Genomic DNA, 24,035 nt, shown 5'->3' on the forward strand with positions numbered 1-24,035 from the left:
TGTCTGGTGGGGTGGGCGTGGGGACTGGATAGCATGGGGGCACCGGGTGCGAGGCCCGGGTGGACTTTTCTAGGGGTGCGATGAACGACGACGGGCTGGTGTCGGCGGCGGCGTGGGGTGACTGGCTGCGCGCGCAGATCGCGACGACGGCGGTGGTCGAGCGTGCGGTGACGGAGGCGCACGGGCTGGTGCTCGCCGAGGATGCGGTGGCGCGGTACGACCTGCCGCTGTGGGCGAATTCGGCGATGGACGGGTACGCGGTGCGGGCGGCGGATCTGGGTGTCGGGGTAAGCCTGCGCGTGCTGGGCGAGGTGCCTGCGGGCAGCGGCGCGGATCCGGAGATGCCGGTCGGGTGCGCGGTGCGGATCATGACGGGTGCTGCGGTGCCCACCGACGCCGACGCCGTGATCCCGGTGGAGCGGACCCGCAGCGCTGACGGCGAGACCTGGGCCCGCGACACCGTGCAGATCCTGGAACCGGTGGCCGAGGGCGCGAACATCCGCCGTCCCGGGGAGGACACCCGCGCCGGCACCGTGCTGGCCGCCGCGGGCACCCGGCTCACTGCCGCCCGTCAGGCCGCCCTCGCCGCCGCCGGAGTGGAGCGCGTGCGCGTGCACGCCGCACCGCGGGTCGCCGTCGTCGTCACCGGGTCCGAACTGTGCGCCCCCGGGCAGGTGCCGCAGCGCGGGCAGATCCCGGAGTCGAACTCGGTGCTGATCGCCGGGCTGCTGCGTGAGGTGGGGCTTGAGCCGGTGGCGGTGCGACATTCACGCGACGACGCGGCCGGGGCGCGCGCGCTGCTCGCCGAGCTGGCCCGCGGCATGGTGGACAGCTCGGGCTGCGACCTCATCCTCACCACCGGCGGCATCGGGCCGGGCACCCACGACGTGGTGCGCATCGCGTTGGAATCTGAGCCCGGGGTGCGCGGGGCTCATGTGGCCGTTCGACCGGGGGCGCCCCAGCGGGCCGGGCGACTCACCGACGGGCCGCTGGTGATCGCGCTGCCCGGCAACCCGGTGAGCGCGGCGGTGAGTTTTGAGCTGTTCGTGCGGCCGGTGTTGCTGGGGATGCAGGGTGCGGCGCGCACCGAGCGTCCGCGGGTGCAGGCGGTGGCCGGGGCGGACTGGCGTGGCAAGGTCGGTCGGCTCCAGGTGTTGCCCGTGCGGGTGGACGACGCGGGTGAGGCCGGCAGGACGGTCGACGCCCCTCAACTGTGCTGCGTGCCGGCGGTGAATCCGCGCGGGGTGTCGCATGCGGTGGGTGGTCACGGTACCGCTGACGGCTACGCGTTGGTGGCCGAGGACCGCGGCGATGTGCGCGCCGGCGAGACCGTCCCCGTGATCCTGGTGGGGTCATGATGCTCGACGCCGTGATTCTCGCGGGCGGGCGCGGCAGTCGGCTCGGCGGTCTCGACAAGGCCACCCTGCGGATCGACGGCGAACGCCTGGTGGACCGCGCCGCGGCCGCCGCCCGCGGGAACGGTGCCGGGCGCATCGTCGTCGTCGGACCCGAGCACACCCGCGCCCCGGGCAGCCTCGTGGTGCGCGAAGACCCGCCGCTGTCTGGCCCGCTGGCGGCGCTGGCCACCGCGCTGCCGCACCTCGACGCGACCTGGACGCTGCTGCTGTCCTGCGACCTCGAGCACCCCGACGCCGTGTGCGCCCTGTTGGCCGAGCAGTTGGCGGAGCACCTGGCGCCTACTCCCGATCCGGAGCCCGCTGTATCAATTCCGCAAGACGGGTGGGTGCTGGTCGACGACGACGGCTACCCGCAATGGCTGGCGGGCCTCTACCGCACCGCTGCTCTGCGCCGTGGGGTCGAACAACTGGGCGACGACGGCGACGGTGCAGACGCCGACAGCCGCCTGACCCACCTCGCCGACCTGCCGTTACGCGCCCTGTTCCGCGCCGGGGACCTGCGCCTCACCAAGATCCCGGCCCCTGGTTCCCGCACCGCCGACATCGACCGGCCCGAAGACCTCACCCGCGCCCGTGCCATCCCTGACTCACAGCCTGACCCCGACCCCGAAGGAGACCAGACCCCATGAGCGCTTCGAACAGCAAGCACCTGCCCCCGTCCGCCCTGAACGACTGGCTGGCCGAGGTTGCCCCCGAGCTCGGCCTGGACCCGGAGGTGGTGCCGATCGGCAAGGTGCTGGACATCGCCCGCGACGTCGCCCACGGGGTCGCTCGGCCCGCCGCCCCGCTCACCACGTTCCTCGTCGGCCTGGCGCTGGGGCAGGCGCAGGCGGGGTCCGGTACGGGCACTGACGACGCCTCCGCCCACGACGACGAGAGCGATCCGGGCCTGGCGCCCGACTTCGACGAGCTCCAGGCCCGGGTCACCGCCCTCGCCGAGAGGTGGGAGTACCAGGGTCCGTCCGACAGCTGACCCACCGGAACAACAGCCCTACTGCACGCGACGCCACATCACCTGTTTCTGTCTGAAAAGCGATGAATCTGCGTGTCGGACTCGGGCGAACGGACGCGAGTCACACGGATCAGCCGATCACTGACGCGGCAGTCCGGGCGGGTTGATGAGCGCTTCCTCCACGGCTTCCTCGCCGAGATCCCAGCGGTCCAGGACCTCGCCGTACTCGCCGCTGGCGATGGCGATGGCGTGGTCCAGCACGAGGGAGACGGCCTCGACCAGTCCGTTGTCCTTCGCCGTCGTGCAGCAGCAGGAAGGTGCCCAGCGGCGGGGCGAAGAGGTGCGGCGAGTAGCGCAGCATCTCGGCCCGGGCGGGCTCGCCGTGTCACGCAGGCCGTGCCGCCGTCGCGCGTCATGCGGCGCCGCACAGGCGCCTTCACGTCGTCGCCCTGACCCGGCGCCCACTCCTCAGCGGGCCACCTTGCGCGGGAACACGACGGCGATGAGCGCCAGCGACACCGCGATGAAGCCTGCGCACCACGCCGCGCCCACCAGCAGGTCGGCGGTGAGCGCCGACCAGGGCTCGCCGGTGAACAGCGCCCGGGACGCGTCGATGATCGGCGTCATCGGCTGATGCCCCGCGAAGCCCTGCAGCCAGCCGGGCATGGTCTCCACCGGGGCGAATCCGGAGGAGATATAGGGCAGGAACAGCAGCATGAATCCGTAGCCGCTGGCCGATTCCGCCGACCCGGACACCAGCCCCAGCAGCGTGAATACGCAGGTGATCACCAGGATCCACAGCATGATCAGCCCGATCGCCGTCAGGATCTGCACGGGAGAGGCCGCGGTGCGGAACCCGAGGGCGAAGGCCGCCGCCACCACCACCGCGGTGGCCATCAGATTGCGCACCAAGGAGGAGACGGTGTGCCCCAGCAGCACGGTGATCACCGGGAACGGCATGGTGCGCAGGCGGTTCATGAACCCGGTGTTGACGTCGTTGGCGACGACGACGGCGGTGTAGGAGGCGCCGAATCCGGCGGCGGTGAGGGCGATCGCCGGCAGCACGTACGCGAGATAGGCGCCGCGGGCCTCCGCCGCTGATCCGGCTGACCCCGCCGCGCCCGCCGCATCCGCGGGCGTGACGTTCATCGCCCCGCCCAGGATGAAGGTGAACACCAGCATCAGCATCAGGGGAAGCAGCACCGCCATCAGCAGGGACTCGCCGTCGCGGAAGGAGTGCTTCAGGCTGCGCGCGGAGAAGACCCGCAGCGCCGTGGAGAATCCGGCGCCGCGCTGACGAGGCGTCCCGGTTGCCGGGTGCAGGTCGTTCGTGCCGCGCATATCGATGGTGGTGCTCATGCTGCACTCCCCGCCTTCTCGCTCGTCTTCTCGGCCGGCGTCGTGTTCGGCGTCGCGCCCGTTTCCGTCGCGGACGTCTCGGTGAGCGCGAGGAACACGTCCTCCAGCGTGGCCGCCCCGAGACGCTCCTTGAGCTCGACGGCGGTGCCCTCGGCCACGATGCCGCCGTCGTGCAGCACCAGAATCCGGTCGGCCAGCGCCTCGGCCTCCTCCAGATACTGGGTGGTGAGGAAGATCGACGTTCCGGCGCGGGCCAGGGCGGTGATCTCGTCCCAGAGCGCCAAGCGGCTGCGGGTGTCCAGGCCGGTGGTGGGCTCGTCGAGGAAGATCAGCTGCGGTGCGGCGATGAGGCACAGGGCGAGATCGAGCTTGCGCCGCATGCCGCCCGAGTAGGTGGACACCGGCCGCGCCGCCGCCGTCGTCAGGTCGAAGCGCTCCAGCAGCCGCCCGCCACGTCGTCGGGTTTCGGCGCGCGAGAGCCCGAAGAGCTGGCCCATCATCAGCATGTTCTCGGTGCCGGTGAGCCGCTGATCTACGGCGGCGTACTGCCCCGTCACCGAGATCAGGCTCCGCAGGCGGCGCTGGTCAGCCTGGGGGTCCAGGCCCAGCACGCGGACCCGGCCGGCGTCGGCGCGGATCAGCGTGGAGAGGATGTTCACCAGGGTGGTCTTCCCCGCGCCGTTGGGGCCGAGCAGCGCATGGAGGCCCGGCGGGAGGCGGAAGGTGACCTGGTCGAGCACGCGATGCGTGCCGAAGCTCTTGCTCAGCCGGGAGACGTCCAGCAGCGGTTCTGTGTATGACATATACAGAGTATGACACATACTGTGGATCATGTACACAGAAGCGGGGATCTCGCCGTGAGGCGCCGGACCGCGTGAGACAATGGCGGGCATGGCTGACACCACCGACACCGGGTTGCCGCGCGCCATCGCCATCGCCTGGGGCATGCAGGAAGCTCCCCAGCGCGGGCCGAGCCGCGGGCTGAGCCACGAGCGGATCGTGGAAGCCGCCATCGCGATCGCCGACGCCGAGGGGCTGACCGCCGTCACGATGCAGGCGGTGGCCCGATCCCTGGGGTTCACCACCATGTCGCTCTACCGCTACGTCTCCAGCAAGGACGAGCTGCTGCTGCTGATGCAGGACGCCGCCAGTGCGCTGCCGAAGAAGGTCACGCTGCCCTCGGGGTGGCGCGCCGCGCTGCGCGAGTGGGCGCAGCTGGTCCGCGCGGCCTTTCGCGCCCATCCCTGGATTCTGAGCATTCCGCGCGGCCAGGTCTCGGTGCTGATGCCCCAGTCCACCCGTGCCGCCGATCTCGGCCTGGCCGCCCTGGAGGAGCTCGAGCTGGACGACGACGAGAAGGTCGGCGTCATCCTCAGCGTCTCGCAGTTTGTGGGCTCCATGGTGGAGCTCGAGCAGAACCTGGCGCGCGAGGGCGCCGTCGAGTTCTCCCCGGAGGGCGCGGAGCTGATGGCGGAGGTCATCACCGCCGAGCGGTTCCCGCACCTGCAGCCGCTGGTGGCCGGCGGGCACTATGTGGGCGGGTCGCCGACGGCGGGTGACGGCGGAGACGGCGGCGACGAGAGCAGTGAGGTGAGCGCGTTGGTGGAGGACGAATTCAGCTTCGGGCTCGAGCTGCTCCTCAGCGGCCTGGAGGCGCTGGAGCGCTCGCGGTCGGCGGATTGAGACTCACAGGTTCGGCATAGGGGCACTCTCGTGATCGCTTGCATGAGGATATGGAGGATCAGGGGGCTGACTTTAGACCAGAAGAAGGTCAACCACGCGGCCGTGTTTACCACGTTCTGCGTAAGTGAGGAGCTGGGTGCGAGCACGTATGAAGAAGCTCCGGACTTTGACGAACTTGAAGCACGGGGTTGCGTCCTGGCCGAAGCGGGGGATTAATAGGCGGGGGATTAATAGGGCTGTCCGGAAGGGAATCAAGAATGGGGCGCGTCGAGTTCTCGTAGAAGTTGGAAGACTGTCGCGGGCGCTACGCCTAATCATGTTCGTTGAAGCTTCCAGCTCTAATTAAGGCATCGGGATTTCCGCGTTCCTTGAGAAGATAGGGGCATGCCGTGATATGGAGGAGGTCGGCTTGAAATGGACGATCAGTTAGACGACAGTGCCGAGCGCGACTGCGAAGACTATCCGACTCCCGCTGAAGTGGACTGCAATAGTTCACCTCAGGTGGAAATGTCGTCGAATTCTCCGACGGATTCTGTCGGTTCGGCGATTGAGGCTGTGGCCCGAATGACACGCCCTGGATGGTTGGAACAACGGGAGCGTCTTGCGAAGATCATGTTTGACGCGAATCGTCCCAAGATCCTCGAAGCAAACCTGGGTGTGAGCAAGCTTCTTGAAGGTATCGCGAAGCCACAGGATATGGCCATGAGGCAACGTAGCGCCGTGACGGTGGTTTCCGAGGCACTCAGTAGTAATGCAGTCAATAATGTAAGCCGAATGGCCCAGGTTCGGAATGGCTACTTCAAAAGTCAGCTATCGGTGATGGAATCAATCGCTCGGGCAACAACGGATCGCGCGTCGTTCACTTTGGCTACAGGTCTGAAAGTTTCTGATTCAGTTTCCTCGATGATTTCGCAACTTGCATCAGACACCGCTGGTGTTGGCTTGGCGTCATCAGTTTTGAAAGAGATGGCCGAGAGGTCGGACGGATCGGCGATAGCAGCAATGGGCTCGAAAGGTATATCCGGTCTCAATAGAAGTTTGACCGCGCAATTCTCAGCAGGGAGTCTTGGGATCATACGTGGGATTTCCTCCCAGCGGTTGGCTGTCACAAGTGGGATCACAAACCTCATTGCCTCCGAAGAACTGATGGGATCGTGGCGTCAGACTTTGCTTGCCGAGGCTACCGCGCGATCCTTGGTCGGTACTGTGAAGCTTCCCGTCGGAGATGCTAGCCTGCTGCGTGACATCGTAGGGGTCAATGCCACAACTACGAGAGTCCTTGCACGGGTCGCCGATCAAGATGGGGCCGCGATGCTGTCGCCAGTGTTAAGTGCTAGACCCACACGGGAGCTACGCAAACACCTCTCCGGGATCTCAGTCGCACCGGATACCGATGAACTCACTTTCGCTGCTCACGCGAGCCGAGGAATCGCAGGTATCACTGCTGTCGATCTATATACCTCTACGTGCGAGATGGACGAAGAATCTGGGGAACTTCTCGAAAAGGAAGTGATCGAGCCCTGGCTCGCAGGACCGAAAAACACGCGTCGTCTACTAATTCGGTCGCTGGGTGACCTTGATCCTCGTATCCCGGAGCTTTTGGACGCCGCATGGGCGCAAGTTGAGCTGAAAGGGCCAGCCGCAGTAGACATGGCGTCGCATGCGGCTGTGGAAGTACTTGATCGAACTCTGCGGGCATTGGCTCCTGACGAGGTTGTCCTCCTGGAATACGACACAGGACGACTACCAAAAAATTCCGTCTACATGAAGGACGAGAAACGTGCTCCAACTCGTGCCGGTCGCGTTGCCTATTCGGTCCAGCGATGTCATCCAAATGCCCCCAAGCTGGTCGCTGCTCAAACGAAGGCGCTGGCACTGTCCGTGACTAGTATCCAACAGGTTTTCCAGGCTGGAAAACACAGTTCTCAAGGATCTATTGAGCTTATTCGCGTTCACTTGGTTTCGTTGGAGGCAACGCTAGCCCAATTGCTCTATCGGGAGCCCAATTAAGCGACTGCCGCTACCCCGCAGATCTACCGAGGCAAGCTTTGGATCAACGGCTGTTATTGACTTCGTCGCGGAACGACGTTGAGCCCGAAGCTGCCAGGGTGGTGGACGAATTCAGCTTCGGGCTCGAGCTCCTCCTCAGCGGCCTGGAGGCGCTGGAGCGCTCGCGGTCGACGGGCTGAGGCTCACAGGTTCGGCATAGCCACCCCACAGTGCGGTGCTGAGCCGGGGCGGGATGCTCGTTCAGACACGTCATCCCGACCGTTGCGAAAGGACCGCACCATGACCCCGCTCTTCCGTTCCCGCCGCCGTGCCACCCCCGAGCACGCGGAGAATCCCCGATACACCGCGTATCCGACCGCCTCCGAGCACGACGCCCTCACCTCCGACGCAGCCTCCGGCGCCGCCCCCACCTTCGAGGGCCGCCCCCTGGACCGCCCGCACGAGGACGTCGAAGATCAGGGCCTGGCCTTCGACCTGACGACGGCGATCTCCCGCCGTCGCGCGCTCGGCGTGTTCGGGATCGGTGCCGGTGCCCTGGCCCTGGCCGCCTGTGCCCCGACGTCGTCCTCATCCACCTCCGCCGCAGACTTCACCGAGGAGATGCCGGGCGAGACCGCCGGCCCCTACCCGGGCGATGGCTCCAACGGGCAGGACGTTTTGGAGATCTCCGGCGTCGAGCGTTCCGACATCCGCTCCAGCATCGACGGCGGCACCACCGCGGACGGCGTGAAAATGATCCTGACTATGAACATCGTGGACATGGTGAACAGCAACGGCCCCATGACCGGAGCTGCCGTGTACATCTGGCACTGCGACGCCGTGGGCGAGTACTCGATGTACTCCACCGGCCTGGAGAATGAGACCTATCTGCGCGGCGTCCAGGTGGTGGGCGATGACGGCACGGTCACCTTCACCACGATCTTCCCCGGATGCTATGCGGGGCGCTGGCCGCACATCCACTTCGAGGTGTTCCCCGATATCGACTCGATCACGGATGCCACCCATGCGGTGCTGACCTCGCAGATCGCCCTGCCGGAGGAAGCCTCCACCGCGGTCTACGCCGATTCCCGCTACACCGGCTCCGCACAGAACCTCAGCGGCGTCACCCTCGAGACCGACAACGTGTTCTCCGACGGCTGGGAGTTGCAGGTGCCCGAGATCTCCGGCTCGGTGTCCTCCGGCTACACGGTGCGCATCGACGTTCCGATCGACACCTCCACCGAGTCCGAGGTCGGCGGCATGCCGGGCGGCGGCGGTGCGCAGGGTGCCCCCGGCGGCGCCCCGCCCAGCACCTGAGCCGAGCGGTTCATCGCGACGGCGCACCGGGCGGTCGCCTGCCGATCGTCCGGAGCGTCAGCTCACGTCCAGCAGGGGAGGTCGAGCAGTCCCGCGGTCTCCAGGGGAGCAAGTCCGTCGTTCAGCTGACGGAGTTTCGCATACACGGCGCGCAGGGCGGACTTATCCGGCAGAAAGTCCTTGCCGGCGGCGTTTCGGAGGACGGTCGTGGTGTTCACCAGTCGGATGCCTCCGCAGGCGGTGCCGGAGCGTTGCTTGCGTTGAAGTCGCTCGGCTTCGGCCATGGCCAGTCGTCGTCCTCCGCTGTCATCGATCAAGACCAGCAGGTCGTCCCCACGTTCGGCGGCGACGACAGCATGGGCCACGACCATGATTTCACCGAGGTCTTTGCTGGTGCGCATGCGGTCGTGGAAGGGGATCCCGGTGATGCGGCTGACGGCGGTGGCGAGTTCTGTGGTGGGGTCGTCTCGGAGGATCTCGAGGTAACGGGACGGAATTTTTCTGAGGACGCGCTCGGCCGCGGTGAATCGCTGATCTTGACCGGATTTTCGGATGATCTCTTGTTCCACGACTTCGGGAATCGAGAGTGGGCCGACGGTCCCGAAGAGCAGGCGCTCTTTATTGATCGAGAAGAAATTAAGGCCTGGGCCAGCATCCATGATGGGCCGTTGCCTCATGCGTCCTCACCATCATCCTCCAGGCCCGTGAGGTCGACGGTCACGGTGGGCAGGTCCTCAACCTCGAAGTCGGCCTCGGCTGGAGATCTGGGTGCCAGCCCGACCTCATACAGCTCTTTGACGACCTGCTCTTCGCTGACGCCGCGCAGGCTGGCGATGGTCTGCGCGCTCACCACACCGGCGGCGTAACCGGCGTTCGCCCGTGCCACCAGGGATTGTGGGGCACGGAGCCGCTGTGAGTCTTCCTGGAGGGAGCGGTACTGGTCCTGCCAGCCGAAACGCGTCGCCAGCTCCGGGGTGTAGAGATCTTTCCATTCCGAAACGGTGTCGGGAGAGATGTAGCTGGCGTCTCTCATCGCAATGGCGGCGATGGCTGGGGATACGAGGAACCGCTGGACCACATCGGAAAGGGTGGATTCCGTTGCTTTCGCTACGACGCCCAGAAATTCTCTCAACCCTTCTTGGGGAACCAGCAGATGTCGAGCGAAGGCGTCGGCGCGCTTTTCCGCCGGGGAGCGTTCCGCTAGATCCTGGGCGCGATCTCCGAATATCAGGTGAGCCAGTTCGTGAGCCAGCGTGCTGCGCTGCCGCATCGGATGTGGCGTGCGAGCTACTCCGATGAAGACCCGGTCCCGAACGGGATCCCGCATGGTGAGGCCGTGTTCATCGGGTTCCGCGTCCAGCACGGCAACATCGTGTCCCGTCGATTGCTCGATCAGCGCGACGAGGTCGCCGAGTGGTTGGACTCCGAGCCGGTGTTCCTCGCGGAATTGTTCGGCCATTTCACGTGCTTGCTGTTCCGACGTCCCCCTCATGGTGCAGGAATGGCCTGGTCGTCGAGATAGGCATCGAGTTCCATAAAGTGCAGCAGCCGCTGCCGCATCGTGTCCATGCCCGATCCGTTGGTCGCCCGCGCGACGCACTCCACGCGTTCTGAGACGCCCGTCCCGGTGAGCTGGGCGACCGTGCATCCGGTGGCGTCCGCGATCAGGATGATCTCGGGCAGCTTCGCCTCGCGGGCGCCGGTCAGAATCCGGTTCAGGGTGGGCTGCGAGATTCCGGTCTTCTCGGCCAGGGCGCGCTGGGAGAGTGTGCTGTGCTCGAGCGCGGTGTTGATGGCGGCGGTGATGCTGCTCATGAGGCACCTCGTGAATCACTTTGCTGTGGGTGATTCAGAGTACCACGCTGGCGGGTGTTGTGCATCTCATGCACTCGGCGGCGCGACCGGGCCGCCTCAGAGCTGTCCCCGGCCGCCGTCGTCGTGATGAACTGGAGGCATGCCTGCTTCCCCGCCCGCTCGGTCCCGTTCTCTGCGCACCGGGGTGGCGCTCGCGGCCATCATCCTCGCCGTGGTGTTTTTGGGCTGGATGGCCATCGTGCTGGCCACGGGCGACGACGACGGCGGGAACCAGAGCGGGAATCGAGAGCAAAGCCAGGCGGGTGAGCCCACCCGAAACGAACCCACGGTCGGGCCCAGCCCTTCCGAACCGCCCCCGGTGTGCCGGGTGGACGCGCGTTTCGTGGCCGGATTCATGTCGCCCCAGAACAGTGACGAGTCCACCGCGGAGCGCCTCGAGCTGATGAACACCGACGCCGTCACCTTCGGGGGCTGGGTGCGCCCTACGGAGAGGGACGAGTACCCCGAGCGGGTGCGCGACGCCGTGGATGACCTTGAGGGCACTCACGACGTCTACGGCTACACCGTGGAGATGAGCTGGGAAGACACCGATCTGCTCGACGACGACGCCATCATCCACGAGGGCGACACCGAATACGGGATCGTCGAGCTTGAGAACGCCGTAGTCATCACCTCCAGCGACGACGGCAACGACCCGTTTCACTCCCTGTTGCGCACCGCCCCCGAACTGGACGCGCAGGGCTACATCGGCTTGCCCGTGCCGCAGATGCGCACCGAGGGTGACACCTGGCTGCCGGACAACAGCTACGCCGACGTCGTCGACGGGTTCAACGAGTACTTCGTGCGGGCCTACCAGCAGCGCGGCGCCGACGGGTACTACCTGGCCATGGAGATGCCGCTGACCGACGCCGACCACTGGAACCCGGTCACCGACTACTACGGTCGCCAGGTGGAGATCATCGACGACGTCGACGCCGGCGCCCCCGTGCTGATCGCCCCCTACCTCGAGGGCCGCGCCGATGCCGCCACCCTGACCCCGGACACGGCCGCCGCCGGCTACCAGAAGCTGCTGGACCTGGGAGGGGAGTCCGAAATCTTCGTCGCCCCGCAGGACGGCCTCGGCGTGGGCACCACCGCCTTGGAGGCGGATGAGTCCGCGGAGCACGAATACACCACCGAGGAGTACTTCGCCGCACTGCACCACGTCGACGCCGAGCACCTTTACGTCACCATTGAGGCGATGACCCCCGGCGGAGGCGATTCCGAGTCGCGGGAGGACTCCACGCGCGATCGGGTGGAGGAGCAACTGGCAGCTGTAGATGCCTACGTACAGGGGGCCATAGGCTACCAGTGGGCCGGTCAGAACAGCATTGCTGAGCTGCCACATCTCGGCCGCGGAGCCTGTGCGGCCGGGGTCGGCGAGCTGCCCTGAGGCTGGTCGTGAAGCGGGCTCGAAAAATTTCTGAAAAATTTTCTACCGATGGGGAATAGACCCCCGCGAGCAGCGGTTATGCTCGGTGTTCGTACAAAATTGAAATACTCCCCGACGTTCTTCAAGGAGGACATCATCATGGCTCAGCTGACCGCAGGCACCTGGAACCTCGACAACTCCCACTCCGAGGTGAACTTCATTGTTCGCCACGCCGGCATCTCCAAGGTGCGTGGCTCGTTCAACACCGTGAGCGGCACGGCCGTGGTGGGCGAGAACTTCTCGGACGCGAAGATCGACGTCACCATCGACCTGGCCTCGATCAACACCCGCGACGAGAACCGCGACGGTCACCTGAAGTCCGCTGACTTCTTCGACGTCGAGAACCACCCGCACATGACCTTCGTCTCCACCGAGATTAAGGACGTCGACGGCGACGAGTTCACCCTCGTGGGCGACCTGCAGATCCTCGGCAACACCCGCCAGGTGGAGCTTAAGGGCGAGTTTGGCGGCGAGACCGTCGATCCCTTCGGCATGACCCGCGCCGGTTTCGAGGCCAAGGGCGAGATCTCCCGCAAGGAGTTCGGCCTGACCTGGAACGCAGCCCTGGAGACCGGTGGCGTGCTCGTGGGCGACAAGGTGAAGATCGAGATCGACGCTTCCTTCGTTCTCTCCAGCGACGACGCCTGATTCAGGCTCGCACCCTGATCTAGCGTCACCTGACGCGCGAGCGGGCGCGGTCGAGACATGTTCTCGGCCGCGCCCGCTGCTGTGTCTGGGTGCTGGCGGGCGCGTTGTTCGGGAAACGCGCCGATTCCGCGGGCGACGGAATGCCGGGATTTCCCGAACATCGATCGGTGACGAGCCATTCGGGCGATTACGCTGGGTGCATGACTGATGCGTCCGGAGCTGCCCACGACACCGTCGCCGAGACGCTGTTCATTGTGACCGTCCCCGGCGCCACGCCCTCGAAATGGGTGGAGCGGTTCACGTCCCGGCATCGGGCCGTGCAGCTGGTGAACCAGGACGAGGCGGCGCAGGTCGCGCACCTGAGACCGGCAGCCGAAGGCGAGCTACCGCGCGGGATTCCGCAGCTGGGCTACGTGCGCTGGCGGCTGGATGCGTCGTCGTCGGAGGTACTCACGGCGGCCGGAATCGAGCCCGAGCAGGTGCACGTGGTGACCCTGTACCAGGAGCAGCCGGTGGTGTGCGTGGGGCGCGATCACGTGCTGGCGGCGTGGGCTCCCGACGTGGACGGCCCGCTGCCCGCTGCGGAGTTAGAGGCGCTCGACGACGCCGAGGTGGACCCGCGGGATTTCGCCCCGGTCGTGGCACCCGACGCCGACCCGCTGGATGTGCCCGAGCAGCCCGGGGCGGGGGAGCGGATGGCACTGGAGATCGTGGCCTCCGGTGCCGGGTACACCGTGCTGCCCGCCTCGGTGGCGCGGATGTTTGGCCGCCGCGATCTGGTGACGCTGCCCCTGGAGCCCAGCGCGGCACATCCGGGGTGGCAGGTGGCCCTGGCCTGGCGTCGGGACCTGGACTCGGAGCTGGTGCAGGACTTTATCGGGGTGGCCCGCGGGCGGCGTCCGTCGTCGTCGCGCAGCTCCGCGGTGCCCGAGCAGAGGCAACAAACGCAGGAAAAGCCATCAAAGAAGCAACCCGCACCGAAAACCGGCAAAAAGGGTGCGAAGAGCGCGAAGACCACCGCGAAGAAGGGCGCTCGGGGTCGGCGGCGCTGAGCCTACTTTTCGAACCCTGCGAGGGCGGAATCCAACTCGGCCTTCAGGATGCGCGGCAGTGGGGGAACATGACCGGCGGGGCCATCATAGAAGTGGAACCGCACGTGATCTTGGTTCGGCCCGTGGTGGATCACCTGCTGGAACGGCTGATAGTGATCCGTCATGTGTCGATCGTCGTTCGAGTTTTGCACATAGTGGACCCGGTTGGGCTGTGCGTCGCGGTAACGCGTCACGGCGGAGAGCCTGGCGCCCAACGGAGCCGACCAGTCTTCCCCGGGGTCCAACTGGTCGAGCGGAACATCGGGCTGAAGATGAGGCATGACTCGACGGAGGTAATTGCGCTGTGGACTCAGGCCCGGAACGCTCTTGGTGCGATACTTCGATACGGCCGTCTGCGCATTGAACGGCATCGCTATACTTCCGGGGATGTAGGTGGCGATCTGTAGGGACGCCAGCCCTCCGCCGGAAGATCCGGTGATGATGATCCGCTGAGCTCCGATCGTCTGCGCGGTGCGGGCGATCCAGTCGGCAATCACCGGGTAGCGGGGTGGATCCGTGACGGTGACGGCGGTGTCGAAGCTGTGGCTGGGTCAAGTCGTCCGCGAAGCGATGGATTCAACGCGACCAGGCCGGAATCATTCTGCTAGATTGCAGGCGCAGGATAGCGGCAGAACGCTAACCCGCCATTGCCGGTGCCTCACCTTCGGGTGGGGCATTCGTGCGTCCGGAGCCGGGTCAGCCGAGCTTGCCGGGCTCGGTGGCCGAGTAGCTCTCCTCGTCGTTCTCGGATACGGGCTCGGATCCGCGCAACCGGGCGATCAGCGTCATCACGTGGTACACGATCACCGTGGCGGCGGTGCCCAGGGCGATGCCACCGAATTCGGCGCCACCCACCACGATGGTCGGGTCGGCGATGGCGATGATCAGCCCGGCCCCCGCTGTCATCAGGAAGATGGTGTTGGAGAAGTCCACTTTGTTCTGCACCCAGATGCGGGCGCCCATGATGCCGATCATGCCGTAGAGGATGATCCCGGCACCGGCGGCCACCCCGGCGGGGATGGTGGCGATCAGCGCGCCGAACTTCGGGAAGAACGCCAGAGCGATCGCGGTCAGTCCGGCCACCCAGTACGCGGCGGTGGAGTACACGCGGGAGGAGGCCATCACCCCGATGTTCTCGGCGTAGGTGGTGTTGCCGACGCCGCCGCCCAGCCCGGAGAGCGTGGTGGCCAGGCCGTCGGCCATCAGGGCGCGGCCGTAGGAGGGGGTGAGGTCGTGGCGGGTCATCAGGCCCACGGTGCGCACGTGCCCGATGTTCTCCGCCACCAGCACGAACACCACCGGCAGGAATAGGAACACCACATTGAAGTGGAACTCGGGCGTCTGGAACGGCGGCAGCCCGATGATGCCGGCCTCGGAGATCGGAGCGAAGTCCACCTGCCCCTGCGCCAGTGCCACCAGGTAGCCCACCACGATGCCCACCAGAATGGACAGCCGGCCGAGCAGTCCCTTGAACAGGACAGCAGCGAGAACGATAGCGCCCATGGTGGAGAACGTGGTGAGGGTGAGCTCTTCCATGCCGGCGGTGGTGGCCGAAGCCAGGTTCAGCCCGATCAGGGCCACGATGGTACCCATCACCACCGGGGGCATGAGCGCATGGATCCACCCGGTGCCCACCATCTGCACGACGACACCGACCAAGAACAGCAGCACCCCGGCCATCAGCACGCCACCGAGCGCCCCGGCCATGCCGTGCTGCGAGGTGGCGGCGGTGATGGGGGCGATGAACGCGAAGGAGGAGCCCAGGTAGCTGGGCACCTTGCCCTGGGTGAGCAGCAGGAACAGCAGGGTGCCCACCCCGGAGAAAAACAGTGCGGCCGCCGGCGGGAACCCGGTGATGGTCGGTACCAGCACGGTGGCGCCGAACATGGCCATCACGTGCTGCACGCCCACGCCGATGGTGTTCGGCCAGGCCAGGCGCTCGTTGGGGGCGACGACTTCGGAGGGGCGGATATGCCAGCCGTCGCCGTGGACCGTCCACTTCAGGCCGAGCTTGTCGAGCGCGGAGCGGGAATCGGAACCGGTGGGTGCAGAGTGAGTGGAAGACACGTTGGATAGTTTAGAACACCCCTCCACTGAGCCAGTCTTGAGATCGAGATTCTGCTGGAGGTGCAATAGAAAGTCTGCTCAAAGTACAGTAAGAACCATGCTGGAGGTATAGTAGGAGCCGTGCTGGAGGTATAGTAGAAGGGTGAGTTACTCTCCAAGAACACTTGACTCCCAGCTGGATGAGCTGCTCGAGGTGGCTCCGGCGATAGCGATCGAAGGCCCCAAAGGCGTCGGGAAAACGGCTACTGCGCGACGCCGGGCCGCATCGGTGTGGATGCTGGATGATGACGATCAGCGGTCGCTGTTAAGTGCTGATCTGTCTTTCTCGAACCGCGCTCAAGGGACCACGCTGATTGATGAATGGCAGAAGCTGCCGCAGGTGTGGGACGCAGTCCGACGTCAGGTCGACGACCATGCCACTCCTGGCAGTTTTCTGTTGACGGGCAGTGCCACGCCGGCTTCCAGTCAAGGAACTCACAGCGGAGCCGGGCGGATCCTGTCTTTGAGGATGCGGCCCATGGCCCTGTATGAACGGGGTGAAGCGGCCCCGACGGTGAGCTTGAAAGCCTTGCTGCACGGGGGTGGGGGCGACATTGAGGGTACAACAGAGTTCGGCGTCGCAGACTATATGGAAGCCGTTGAAGCCAGCGGCTTTCCGGGCATCACCTCACGCCCAGAATTGTTTCGCGAAGACTTGCTCGAAGCCTACGTGCAACGGGTCATTGACCGTGATCTGCCGGACCTAGGGTTTACGTCGCGCCGACCTGAAGTTTTGCGACGCTGGCTCGCCGCGTACGCCGCGGCCTCGTCGAGCACGGCCAAATACTCGGAGATTCTGGATGCCACCACGGCCGGTGACGGGTACCAGCCCACGAAGGTGACGACGATCAATTACCGAGATCACCTGACTCAACTATGGCTACTGGACCCTACGCCCGGATGGAGCCCCAGCTCCAGTCCGTTCGCCCGGCTGCAGCAGGCTCCTAAGCATCAGCTCGCGGACCCAGCCTTGGCCGCACGTCTGCTGAACCTCAACGCGAAGAAACTGTCCTCATCCCGCGGTGCCCATATGGCAGGTCCGTTGTTCGAGTCGTTGGTGACTTTGACTGTCAAGGTGGCGGCGCAAGCAGCGCGAGCGCGGGTGGGGCATCTCCGCACGCGCAATGGCGACCGTGAAGTGGATCTGATCGTGGAGGGCCGTGATGGCCAGGTGCTCGGAATTGAGGTCAAGCTAGCGGCTTCGGTGGATTCCGGAGACGTGAAGCACCTGCTGTGGCTGAAAGAGCAACTCAAGGATGACGTGTCAGACCTGATCGTTGTCACCACAGGAAAGTACGCCTACCGGAGGGAAGACGGTGTGGCTGTGGTGCCGCTTGCGCTCCTGGGTGCATGATGCGGCCGGGGTGTTCGAGGAATCGTCTCATTCGGTGCCGTCGTGGCGATGCACGGTGTGGCCTTCCTGATCGAACACCATGAGCAGTTCCGCGGCTCCGCCTTCGGCCACGAACGCATGCGGGGTCATGGTGGAGAACTCTGCAGCTTCACCGGCCTCGACGATGACCGCGCGCTCGCCGAGAAAGAGGCGGATCCGGCCCTCCATCACGAAGAACCAGTCGTGACCGGGGTGCACCCGCTGCTCCGGGACCACACCGGTGGGTTCGAGTCGGACCTTGAGTACCCGCATGTTGCCGGTCGCCTTCGATAGCATCCACGTGGTGCGGGAGCCCTCCTGGCTGGGCAGAGGGCGGATGACGACGTCGTCGTCGGTGTCATCCTCGAGCAGGGTCTCGACGTCGGTGCGCAGGGCGCGGGCTAGCGGCAGCAGCACGTCCAGGCTGATCGAGCGCTTGCCGGTTTCGATGCGGCTGATCGTGGAGGGGCTGAGGTGGGAGCGCTCGGCCAGATCGTCGAGGGAGAGGGACTGGGCGCGGCGCAGGCTGCGCAGGCGGGTGCGCACCACCTGTTCGATCTCGGACATGGTGCTCCGTTCCTGAGCGCGGGGGCTGTTTGCGAATACTGCAAGAGTGTATGCGATTTATGAGATTCTCGCTAGGCTCGAGGTATGACTTCCTCAGACCAGCACCAGCCCGCCATACCTGCTATGCCCTCCATGACTCGCCATGCCGACGTCGCGATCATCGGCGGCTCGGCCGCCGGGCTGGCGGCCGCCCTGCAGCTGTCCCGGCAGCGGCGTTCGGTGATCGTGGTCGACGCGGGCGAGCCGCGCAACGCACCGGCCGAGGCGATGCACAGCTACCTGGGCCACGAAGGCCGCTCCCCGCGCGAGTTCCTGAACATTGCCCGCGAGGAGGTGCGCTCCTACGGCGCGGAGGTGCTCACCGGCCGCGCTGTTGACGTCGCCCGCGAAGCCGAGGGCTTCCGCATCGAGCTCACCGGCGGGCACGTGCTGCACGCCCGGCGCGTCGTCGCCGCCACCGGACTGACCGATGAGCTCCCCGAGCTCCCCGGCCTCGCCGCGCACTGGGGCGCCTCGGTGATCCACTGCCCCTTCTGCCACGGATACGAGTCGCGAGATCAGCGCATCGTCGCCCTGGTCACCTCGCCCGCGGGCCTGCACCCCCTGCCGATGCTGCGTCAGCTCACCGACCGGCTCACTGTGGTGGTGCACGCCGGTGCCTCCGCTGAGGAGCCGCAGCTGGCGGCGCTGAGGGCGGCGGGGGTGCGCGTGATCGTCGCCCCCGTGGAGCGGATTCTCGACGACGAATCCGGGCGGCTGCGCGCCCTGCGGCTGGCCGACGGTGGTGAGGTGGACGCCGACACCATCCTTGTCAGCACGAAGCTGCATGCTCAGGTGGCACCCTTCGCCGGTCTCGGCCTGACCGTCAGCGAGCACCCGAGCGGTGTGGCGAGCTACGTGGAGGCGGACGCGATGACAGGGGCCACGGCTGTGCCCGGCCTCTATGCGGCCGGCACGCTCGCCGAGCCGATGCTGCAGGTGCTGCCCACCGCGGCTGCCGGTTCCCGGGTCGGGGCGATGGTCAGCTTTGACCTGGCCCAAGAGGATCTGGCGGCCGCCGCGCGACCCGCGCCCCACGCCGCCGATTGGGACCATCGCTACAGCGGGGAGCGACAGTGGAGCGGCAACCCCAACGGCTCCCTCGTCGCCGAGGTGAAGGGCCTGACACCGGGCACCGCGCTGGACGTCGGTGCGGGGGAGGGCGGCGACGCGCTCTGGCTCGCGGAACAGGGATGGCGGGTGACGGCGAGCGACATCTCCGACCGCGCCCTTGACCGCATCCGCGCCGAGGCGCAGCGGCGTTCGATCCCGGTGGAGACCCGGCAGGCCGACGCCAACGCCGCCGATCCCTTCGCCGGGCAGCGCTACAACCTGGTCACCGCGTCCTACGCGTCGATTCCGCGCACCCCGGATGCGCGCGGCATCGTGAACCTCCTCGGCGCGGTGGCACCCGGCGGGCGACTGCTGATCATCAACCACGACGTCGCCGACATGCGGGAGGCCCACTCGCACGGGGATTCGGACGTCACCCGGCCCTTCGACCACGAGGCGTTCGTCAGCACCGACGACGTCGTGGAGGCATTGTCTGCCTCGCCGGAATGGGAGATCGAGGTGAACGAGCGCCGGGAGCGTCCCGCCGGAGCGGCCACCAGCCACCATGTTCACGATGTCGTGCTGCGCGCTCGGCGGGCGAGCTGAGGGCCGAAGACGGAGTGTCGCTTCTCGATGCTTCACGCACCAAAAAACCTTCGGCTCTCCGCTGGCAAAAACCCAGTCGCGGGCTATTCCTGGTGGTCTTGCGGAGCGACTGGTTGGCGAAGTCCGTTCCAGAATTCTTCGTGCGCTCCGTGCTGGATCACGAGGTCATCCAGAATTGGCGGAGTCGCGTTGCCACGGATGAGAATATCGCCAAGGGACGCGACGACATCGAGGACGGAGCGTGGGCTGAATTGGCCGGCAACGCGTTTCCCTTTGCTCCGGACGTTGTTCGGAGTCGGTCCCGCATCGATGACCGAGTGATTCCATAGTCGACTGTGGTGAGCGCAACGATTGCGGAGATAGACAAGTGCCTTAACCCGGTATGCGAACCCTGCTTGTGCAACGCCGATGCTGGACGCTACGGCCCTACCCAAGGAGCCCTGATCGCCGCGCTCAATGACCTTCGACAAGGTCCCGAAGGACCATGCTTCGACCGCCGACCACACCGGCAGGTCTGCGTACAGCGGGATCTCAATCCCAGGCGTACGGTAGCGAAGTATGTGACGCTCTCTGCTGCGCTCGATGTCGCGTAGACATGACTCCACGGTCGGCTCTGCGTCGCCGAGATCCGAATAGAAGTCACGGTCGAGATAGTTTCCGTACCCTCCGTGCTTATCCGCGATTACCCTCGCGACGTGAGTGCGAAGTAGCAGTTCCGCGTGGGCGAGCGACCGTGTCAGCGTTGCCCGAAGTTTCTCGTCCGCGTCATAAATCGCAGGTATTGCTTCGAACGTGACTGTTGGATCGAAGGTGTTATCCCCGAGATGCGGAGCGCGCTGGAAGTATCGAAAGTAACCGGAGAACCGGTAGTAGCTCGTGGAACGCAGGAACCGGGAGCATTCTTCCTGGTCTGTGATGACGAGCCCGCGTTTCGCAAACAGTTCAACCTGCTCCGCGACCGTCAGGCTCGGCTTCACTCACACTCCTCGAGAAAAAAGAGGCCCCTCCCATTTGAGCATCGTGGAGAGGCTTGGGAGGGGGTCGATTACCTACATGGTATTTGGACCCGCGCGGTACTGTCAACGCGCGTTGACACAACTCGTGGAAGTACAGTCAGGGGACTCGTAGGCGAGGACAAGTATGACTTTTCTTCGAATTTTGGCCGCAGGTCATTCGCCACTGCGAGGCCCGTATGTGTGCAGATCCACATTAGCCAGCGAAGCGGTTTTCAGTCATCGCCTGCGCTGCCGCCATGACGTCTTGTGAGCGATCCTGGCGGATTGCCTCAAGGGGGGGGAGATTTCGCCCAACCACGGGTTTGCGCTGATGAACCAGAGTCTGGCCACGTGGTCGCCTTCAGCTTCAGCCACGTGGGTCCAGGCACGGTACGCGAGCATCATCCGGGCCAAGGAGTCATCCTTCGGCTCAAGGCCGCCCACTTTTGCCCAGCCGTAGCTGACCTTCTTGCCCTTGTTGCCCGCCAAGGACGCCACGAGGGCTACCCCCAGGGCCTGGTTGAGTCTCCGGACAATTTCTCGGACGCCCAGACGCGCCATCTCGGCATGAGCTGTTCCGGCGTCGGTCGAAGCCATCGCCGGTCCCTTTTCTTCAGAATTTTGCCACGTTCTAGATGCGTCCCCAAGGTACCGCGATGCGCACTGTCAATCTACGGATATGCGACGAAAAATCGACAACTTATCGACGAACGACGGCGGGCATGGACAGCCGCCGCATTGTCGAGTGTCTGTTAGTCGTGGTCTTCGTCGACGGCTCGGACCTCCAGCACGTCGTCGAGTTCGCTGAGGCGCGTCAGCAGGGTCTCGCCGGCGGTGCCCTGTTGGCGGGTGAAGCGCATGCTGGCCTCCACCGCGTAGCTGCCGTTGTCCGACTTCTCCCGGGTCGTCTGGGAGAGGACTGCTTCGTAGCCTTCCTCGGAGGCGACACGGAGAATGTCGCGCAGGGCCCCGTGTCTGTCGGTGTAGCGGACCGTCAACAGTCGTGTCTTGTCCTGGTGCGGCAGTCGGCGGATGAGGGGACTGATCACGGTGACCGCCAGCAGGTACAGCAGCACCGTCAGCCCGGAGATCAGCGGCATGCCGGCGCCACAGGCCATGCCGACGGCGGCGGTGACCCAGATGGAGGCGGCCGTGGTGAGCCCGGAGACGATGTTCTTCCGCACGAAGATCACCCCGGCGCCGAGAAACCCGATGCCGGTGACGATCTGAGCGGCGATGCAGGAGGGGCCAAGCTCGAGCCACAGCAACCGTAGACTGGGGCCATGCCGAGCCCCGACGTCCCGACCCCGCGGTGGTGCGTGCTCGGGACGATTCCGGGCGGGCGGGTGAGCCTGGTGTGGCTGAGTCTCGACGGCGCGGAGCTTGGACGCGACGACGTCGAGCGTGCCCAGTTGCCGGAGCTGGTCACCCGACTGGAGGCCGAAACCGCGGGGCTGCGCTGGGTGTTCAGCGATGCCCCGCACTGGTACCCGCGACTGGTGGCCGCTGGCATCACCCTCAGCCGGTGCCATGACCTGCGCCTGTGCCACGCGGTTCTGCGCGACGCCGCCAGCGTCACCGAGCGCGCCGAGTTGGCCGCCGACACCCGGTGGGATGCCGGGCCCAGCGACATCGCCGGCCCCGAACTGGTCACCGCCCTGTTTGATTACGACGCCGGACCCAGCGCACACACCGTCCCGCATGACCTCGACTCCGCCCTGGACGAGTTCCGCCGGCAGCGGGCCGCGGTGGCATCAAGTAGCCGGCCCGGCGCGCTGCACCTGCTGCTGGCCGCCGAGTCCGCCGGGGCGCTCGCCGCCGTGGAGATGAGCGCGGCCGGCACCCCCTGGGACGTCGTCGAGCATCAGCGGATCCTCACCGAGGCGCTCGGCCCCAGACCAGCGGCAGGGCACAAACCCGCGAAGATGCTCGAGCTGGCCGAGCAGGTGCGCGCAGCCCTGAACGCCCCACAACTGAGCATCGATTCGCCCACCCAGCTGCTGCGCGCCCTGCACCGGGCCGGGCTCAGCGTGGACTCCACCTCCAAATGGGAGCTCGAGGAGCAAGAGCACCCGGTCATCGAACCGCTGCTGGAATACAAGAAGCTGGCCCGGCTGCTCTCGGCTAACGGCTGGGCCTGGCTCGACGAATGGGTGCGCGAGGGGCGGTACCACCCGGTGTATGTGCCCGGCGGCGTGGTCACCGGGCGCTGGGCGGCCGCCGGCGGCGGAGCCCTGCAGCTGCCCCGGCTGTTGCGTCCCGCGCTGCGCTCCGACCCCGGCTGGGTGCTCGTCTCCGCCGATGTTGCCCAGCTGGAGCCGCGCGTGCTGGCCGCCATGGCCGGGGATCGGGCGATGGCGCAAGCCGGCTGGCGCCGCGACCTCTACGCCGGCATCGTCGAACAGAACATCGTGGCCACCCGTCAGGAGGCGAAGATCGGGATGCTCGGCGCCCTCTACGGAGGCACCACCGGTGTCTCCGGCACCGTCGTCCCGCAGCTGCGGAAAGTCTTCCCCGCCGCCATGCGCGTCGTGGATGAGGCAGCTCGCACCGGCGAGAACGGCGGCATCGTCTCCACCTGGTGGGGCCGATCCTCCCCGGCCCCGAGCCCCGGCTGGCGTCGGCTCCATGATCGTGCCTCAGACATCGAAGCCAGTCCGTCCGATGAGCGCGCCGCCCGCAACGCGGCCCGCACTCAGGGCCGGTTCACTCGCAACTTCGTGGTGCAGGGCACCGCTGCCGAATGGGCGCTCTCCTGGATCGCCGACCTGCGGCTGCGCCTGGCCCGGCTCGATCCCGTCACCGACGGTCCGCGAGCCACCGCCTCAGGGCTGGCTTTCCAGAACCGCCCGCACCTGGTGTTCTTCCTTCACGATGAGGTCATCGTGCACACCCCGGAGGCGCTGGCGGAGGAAGCGGCCGAGGCCGTTCGCGACGCCGCCGTCGCGGCGGGGCGGCTGCTGTTTGGTGGCGCTCCCGTTGACTTCCCGCTCGACGTGCAGATCGCCGAACGGGCGGTCAAGGAATGATCAATTCGACGTCGCAGCCGACGGCCGGCCGTGTGCGACAATCTCGCGCGGATCGGCGCACGTGGAGCACAACAGACTCCGACACATGAACTTCAGGTAACTTTTCTGTCATTTTCTTTCCTGGGTGCTCCCTGGCCTTCGGCCCTGTGTAGGCTGTGTGAGGACTTGCTCATCGAGCGGTAGCGCTGCGAATTTTCCGATTCGGGGGCGTGAAACCGTATGACACAGGGAGACGCATGACGCTTCGCGGGCGAAAATCACGATCGCTGAAGAAAACCCTAGCTACCTTCGCAACGGCAGCAGTCGTGGCTTCCGGTCTGGTCGTGGCTGATGCGACGGTAAGTGCGCCTCCCGCTCTCGCCGCTCCACTCCTGCATTGCGACGGTTCAGGAGTCTATACTCAAAATGCCGGTGGTCAGGTCCGTGAGTTCATAGCCACTGACGGCGAGTTCACTCCTACAGGAGAATTTCAGGTCACAGGTCAGCAGAACAATGGGCTGGGTGTTTCCGGGGATGGCCGATACC

The 24,035-nt window shown here is 66.1% G+C and carries 24 protein-coding genes; 12 read left to right on the forward strand and 12 right to left on the reverse strand.

The window, feature by feature from the left end; translation table 11 throughout:
- Positions 1-80 precede the first annotated feature (80 nt).
- From P8192_RS00680 to P8192_RS00690, 3 genes are read left to right on the forward strand one after another with little or no spacing between them, the layout of a single operon-like run.
- Positions 81-1,358: a molybdopterin molybdotransferase MoeA gene (locus P8192_RS00680; RefSeq protein ID WP_278157773.1), complete on the forward strand. Its 1,278-nt coding sequence runs from the start codon at positions 81-83 to the stop codon at positions 1,356-1,358.
- On the forward strand, positions 1,355-2,047 hold the full coding sequence (gene mobA / locus P8192_RS00685; RefSeq protein ID WP_278157774.1) for a molybdenum cofactor guanylyltransferase: 693 nt from the start codon (positions 1,355-1,357) through the stop codon (positions 2,045-2,047). Before P8192_RS00680 ends, mobA begins: the two co-directional genes overlap by 4 nt.
- Positions 2,044-2,391 carry a DUF6457 domain-containing protein gene (locus P8192_RS00690; RefSeq protein ID WP_278157775.1) on the forward strand — a complete coding sequence of 116 codons (348 nt, stop codon included), beginning with the start codon at positions 2,044-2,046 and terminating at the stop codon, positions 2,389-2,391. The genes mobA and P8192_RS00690 overlap by 4 nt, the downstream gene beginning before the upstream one ends.
- A gap of 117 nt (positions 2,392-2,508) precedes the next feature.
- On the opposite strand, the gene P8192_RS00695 is transcribed toward P8192_RS00690, so the two are convergent.
- The 3 genes from P8192_RS00695 to P8192_RS00705 all read right to left on the reverse strand — a co-directional run bounded on the left by P8192_RS00695 (position 2,509) and on the right by P8192_RS00705 (position 4,532).
- Positions 2,509-2,631 (reverse strand): hypothetical protein, encoded by a 123-nt coding sequence (locus tag P8192_RS00695; RefSeq protein ID WP_278157776.1) that lies wholly within the window; start codon positions 2,629-2,631, stop codon positions 2,509-2,511.
- Positions 2,632-2,838: 207 nt separating this feature from the next.
- The gene (locus tag P8192_RS00700; RefSeq protein ID WP_278157777.1) at positions 2,839-3,729 is read right to left on the reverse strand and encodes an ABC transporter permease; all 891 of its coding nucleotides are present in this window, start codon (positions 3,727-3,729) and stop codon (positions 2,839-2,841) included.
- Positions 3,726-4,532: an ABC transporter ATP-binding protein gene (locus P8192_RS00705; protein WP_278157778.1), complete on the reverse strand. Its 807-nt coding sequence runs from the start codon at positions 4,530-4,532 to the stop codon at positions 3,726-3,728. Before P8192_RS00705 ends, P8192_RS00700 begins: the two co-directional genes overlap by 4 nt.
- An 88-nt stretch (positions 4,533-4,620) precedes the next feature.
- Between P8192_RS00705 and P8192_RS00710 the strand changes: the two genes are divergently transcribed.
- From P8192_RS00710 to P8192_RS00720, 3 genes are all read left to right on the forward strand, one after another.
- A complete protein-coding gene (locus P8192_RS00710) occupies positions 4,621-5,412 on the forward strand; it encodes a TetR/AcrR family transcriptional regulator (RefSeq protein ID WP_278157779.1) in 792 nt (263 codons plus the stop codon).
- 414 nt (positions 5,413-5,826) lie between these two features.
- The gene (locus P8192_RS00715) at positions 5,827-7,422 is read left to right on the forward strand and encodes a hypothetical protein (RefSeq protein ID WP_278157780.1); all 1,596 of its coding nucleotides are present in this window, start codon (positions 5,827-5,829) and stop codon (positions 7,420-7,422) included.
- A 279-nt stretch (positions 7,423-7,701) separates the two neighbouring features.
- Positions 7,702-8,718, forward strand: a complete 1,017-nt coding sequence (locus P8192_RS00720; RefSeq protein WP_278157781.1) for a 3,4-dioxygenase subunit beta — start codon at positions 7,702-7,704, stop codon at positions 8,716-8,718.
- A gap of 62 nt (positions 8,719-8,780) precedes the next feature.
- Here P8192_RS00720 and P8192_RS00725 read toward each other — a convergent pair whose 3' ends face one another.
- Genes P8192_RS00725 through P8192_RS00735 form a run of 3 tightly spaced genes read right to left on the reverse strand, consistent with a single transcriptional unit; the run spans position 8,781 to position 10,533 of the window.
- Positions 8,781-9,395 (reverse strand): hypothetical protein, encoded by a 615-nt coding sequence (locus P8192_RS00725; RefSeq protein WP_278157782.1) that lies wholly within the window; start codon positions 9,393-9,395, stop codon positions 8,781-8,783.
- Positions 9,392-10,177 (reverse strand): ImmA/IrrE family metallo-endopeptidase, encoded by a 786-nt coding sequence (locus P8192_RS00730; protein ID WP_278157783.1) that lies wholly within the window; start codon positions 10,175-10,177, stop codon positions 9,392-9,394. Before P8192_RS00730 ends, P8192_RS00725 begins: the two co-directional genes overlap by 4 nt.
- Positions 10,178-10,206: 29 nt before the next feature.
- On the reverse strand, positions 10,207-10,533 hold the full coding sequence (locus P8192_RS00735; RefSeq protein ID WP_278157784.1) for a helix-turn-helix domain-containing protein: 327 nt from the start codon (positions 10,531-10,533) through the stop codon (positions 10,207-10,209).
- 139 nt (positions 10,534-10,672) lie between these two features.
- On the opposite strand from P8192_RS00735, the gene P8192_RS00740 reads away from it, so the two are divergent.
- The 3 genes from P8192_RS00740 to P8192_RS00750 all read left to right on the forward strand — a co-directional run bounded on the left by P8192_RS00740 (position 10,673) and on the right by P8192_RS00750 (position 13,704).
- The gene (locus P8192_RS00740; RefSeq protein ID WP_278157785.1) at positions 10,673-11,965 is read left to right on the forward strand and encodes a DUF4434 domain-containing protein; all 1,293 of its coding nucleotides are present in this window, start codon (positions 10,673-10,675) and stop codon (positions 11,963-11,965) included.
- A 138-nt stretch (positions 11,966-12,103) separates the two neighbouring features.
- A complete protein-coding gene (locus P8192_RS00745; protein ID WP_278157786.1) occupies positions 12,104-12,652 on the forward strand; it encodes a YceI family protein in 549 nt (182 codons plus the stop codon).
- 200 nt (positions 12,653-12,852) lie between these two features.
- The gene (locus P8192_RS00750; RefSeq protein WP_278157787.1) at positions 12,853-13,704 is read left to right on the forward strand and encodes a LysR substrate-binding domain-containing protein; all 852 of its coding nucleotides are present in this window, start codon (positions 12,853-12,855) and stop codon (positions 13,702-13,704) included.
- A gap of 2 nt (positions 13,705-13,706) precedes the next feature.
- Here the strand turns inward: P8192_RS00750 and P8192_RS00755 are convergent, their stop codons facing one another.
- Positions 13,707-14,240, reverse strand: coding sequence for a hypothetical protein (locus tag P8192_RS00755; RefSeq protein WP_278157788.1), 534 nt, complete (start codon positions 14,238-14,240; stop codon positions 13,707-13,709).
- A gap of 199 nt (positions 14,241-14,439) precedes the next feature.
- Positions 14,440-15,810 carry a uracil-xanthine permease family protein gene (locus tag P8192_RS00760; RefSeq protein ID WP_431521125.1) on the reverse strand — a complete coding sequence of 457 codons (1,371 nt, stop codon included), beginning with the start codon at positions 15,808-15,810 and terminating at the stop codon, positions 14,440-14,442.
- A gap of 193 nt (positions 15,811-16,003) precedes the next feature.
- On the opposite strand from P8192_RS00760, the gene P8192_RS00765 reads away from it, so the two are divergent.
- Entirely contained in the window at positions 16,004-17,203 is a 1,200-nt protein-coding gene (locus P8192_RS00765; RefSeq protein WP_347403417.1) for an ATP-binding protein, read from the forward strand.
- A 27-nt stretch (positions 17,204-17,230) separates the two neighbouring features.
- Here the strand turns inward: P8192_RS00765 and P8192_RS00770 are convergent, their stop codons facing one another.
- Positions 17,231-17,788, reverse strand: coding sequence for a helix-turn-helix domain-containing protein (locus P8192_RS00770; protein WP_278157790.1), 558 nt, complete (start codon positions 17,786-17,788; stop codon positions 17,231-17,233).
- An 84-nt stretch (positions 17,789-17,872) separates the two neighbouring features.
- Here P8192_RS00770 and P8192_RS00775 point away from each other — a divergent pair, with 84 nt between their 5' ends.
- Complete coding sequence (locus P8192_RS00775; protein WP_278157791.1) at positions 17,873-19,486, forward strand: bifunctional NAD(P)/FAD-dependent oxidoreductase/class I SAM-dependent methyltransferase; 1,614 nt, start codon at positions 17,873-17,875, stop codon at positions 19,484-19,486.
- A gap of 83 nt (positions 19,487-19,569) precedes the next feature.
- Here the strand turns inward: P8192_RS00775 and P8192_RS00780 are convergent, their stop codons facing one another.
- The 3 genes from P8192_RS00780 to P8192_RS00790 form a co-directional block, all read right to left on the reverse strand.
- A complete protein-coding gene (locus tag P8192_RS00780; protein WP_278157792.1) occupies positions 19,570-20,463 on the reverse strand; it encodes an Abi family protein in 894 nt (297 codons plus the stop codon).
- 255 nt (positions 20,464-20,718) lie between these two features.
- Positions 20,719-21,078, reverse strand: a complete 360-nt coding sequence (locus P8192_RS00785) for a hypothetical protein (RefSeq protein WP_278157793.1) — start codon at positions 21,076-21,078, stop codon at positions 20,719-20,721.
- 155 nt (positions 21,079-21,233) lie between these two features.
- Positions 21,234-21,749 carry an MgtC/SapB family protein gene (locus tag P8192_RS00790; RefSeq protein ID WP_278157794.1) on the reverse strand — a complete coding sequence of 172 codons (516 nt, stop codon included), beginning with the start codon at positions 21,747-21,749 and terminating at the stop codon, positions 21,234-21,236.
- A gap of 15 nt (positions 21,750-21,764) precedes the next feature.
- Here P8192_RS00790 and P8192_RS00795 point away from each other — a divergent pair, with 15 nt between their 5' ends.
- Entirely contained in the window at positions 21,765-23,510 is a 1,746-nt protein-coding gene (locus P8192_RS00795) for a bifunctional 3'-5' exonuclease/DNA polymerase (protein WP_278157795.1), read from the forward strand.
- The last annotated feature ends 525 nt before the right edge of the window (positions 23,511-24,035 follow it).

Origin of the sequence: Citricoccus muralis (assembly GCF_029637705.1) — a bacterium.
GTDB lineage: Bacteria > Actinomycetota > Actinomycetes > Actinomycetales > Micrococcaceae > CmP2.

Coding starts and splice junctions, on each gene's coding strand:
- P8192_RS00720 (WP_278157781.1), top strand. CDS start 7,702: ATGACCCCGCTCTTCCGTTCCCGCCGCCGTGCCACCCCCGAGCACGCG.
- P8192_RS00690 (WP_278157775.1), top strand. CDS start 2,044: ATGAGCGCTTCGAACAGCAAGCACCTGCCCCCGTCCGCCCTGAACGAC.
- P8192_RS00745 (WP_278157786.1), top strand. CDS start 12,104: ATGGCTCAGCTGACCGCAGGCACCTGGAACCTCGACAACTCCCACTCC.
- P8192_RS00795 (WP_278157795.1), top strand. CDS start 21,765: ATGCCGAGCCCCGACGTCCCGACCCCGCGGTGGTGCGTGCTCGGGACG.
- P8192_RS00725 (WP_278157782.1), bottom strand. CDS start 9,395: ATGAGGCAACGGCCCATCATGGATGCTGGCCCAGGCCTTAATTTCTTC.
- P8192_RS00730 (WP_278157783.1), bottom strand. CDS start 10,177: ATGGCCGAACAATTCCGCGAGGAACACCGGCTCGGAGTCCAACCACTC.
- P8192_RS00770 (WP_278157790.1), bottom strand. CDS start 17,788: ATGTCCGAGATCGAACAGGTGGTGCGCACCCGCCTGCGCAGCCTGCGC.
- P8192_RS00735 (WP_278157784.1), bottom strand. CDS start 10,533: ATGAGCAGCATCACCGCCGCCATCAACACCGCGCTCGAGCACAGCACA.
- P8192_RS00705 (WP_278157778.1), bottom strand. CDS start 4,532: ATGTCATACACAGAACCGCTGCTGGACGTCTCCCGGCTGAGCAAGAGC.
- mobA (WP_278157774.1), top strand. CDS start 1,355: ATGATGCTCGACGCCGTGATTCTCGCGGGCGGGCGCGGCAGTCGGCTC.
- P8192_RS00710 (WP_278157779.1), top strand. CDS start 4,621: ATGGCTGACACCACCGACACCGGGTTGCCGCGCGCCATCGCCATCGCC.
- P8192_RS00715 (WP_278157780.1), top strand. CDS start 5,827: ATGGACGATCAGTTAGACGACAGTGCCGAGCGCGACTGCGAAGACTAT.
- P8192_RS00700 (WP_278157777.1), bottom strand. CDS start 3,729: ATGAGCACCACCATCGATATGCGCGGCACGAACGACCTGCACCCGGCA.
- P8192_RS00785 (WP_278157793.1), bottom strand. CDS start 21,078: ATGGCTTCGACCGACGCCGGAACAGCTCATGCCGAGATGGCGCGTCTG.
- P8192_RS00775 (WP_278157791.1), top strand. CDS start 17,873: ATGACTTCCTCAGACCAGCACCAGCCCGCCATACCTGCTATGCCCTCC.
- P8192_RS00680 (WP_278157773.1), top strand. CDS start 81: ATGAACGACGACGGGCTGGTGTCGGCGGCGGCGTGGGGTGACTGGCTG.
- P8192_RS00740 (WP_278157785.1), top strand. CDS start 10,673: ATGCCTGCTTCCCCGCCCGCTCGGTCCCGTTCTCTGCGCACCGGGGTG.
- P8192_RS00750 (WP_278157787.1), top strand. CDS start 12,853: ATGACTGATGCGTCCGGAGCTGCCCACGACACCGTCGCCGAGACGCTG.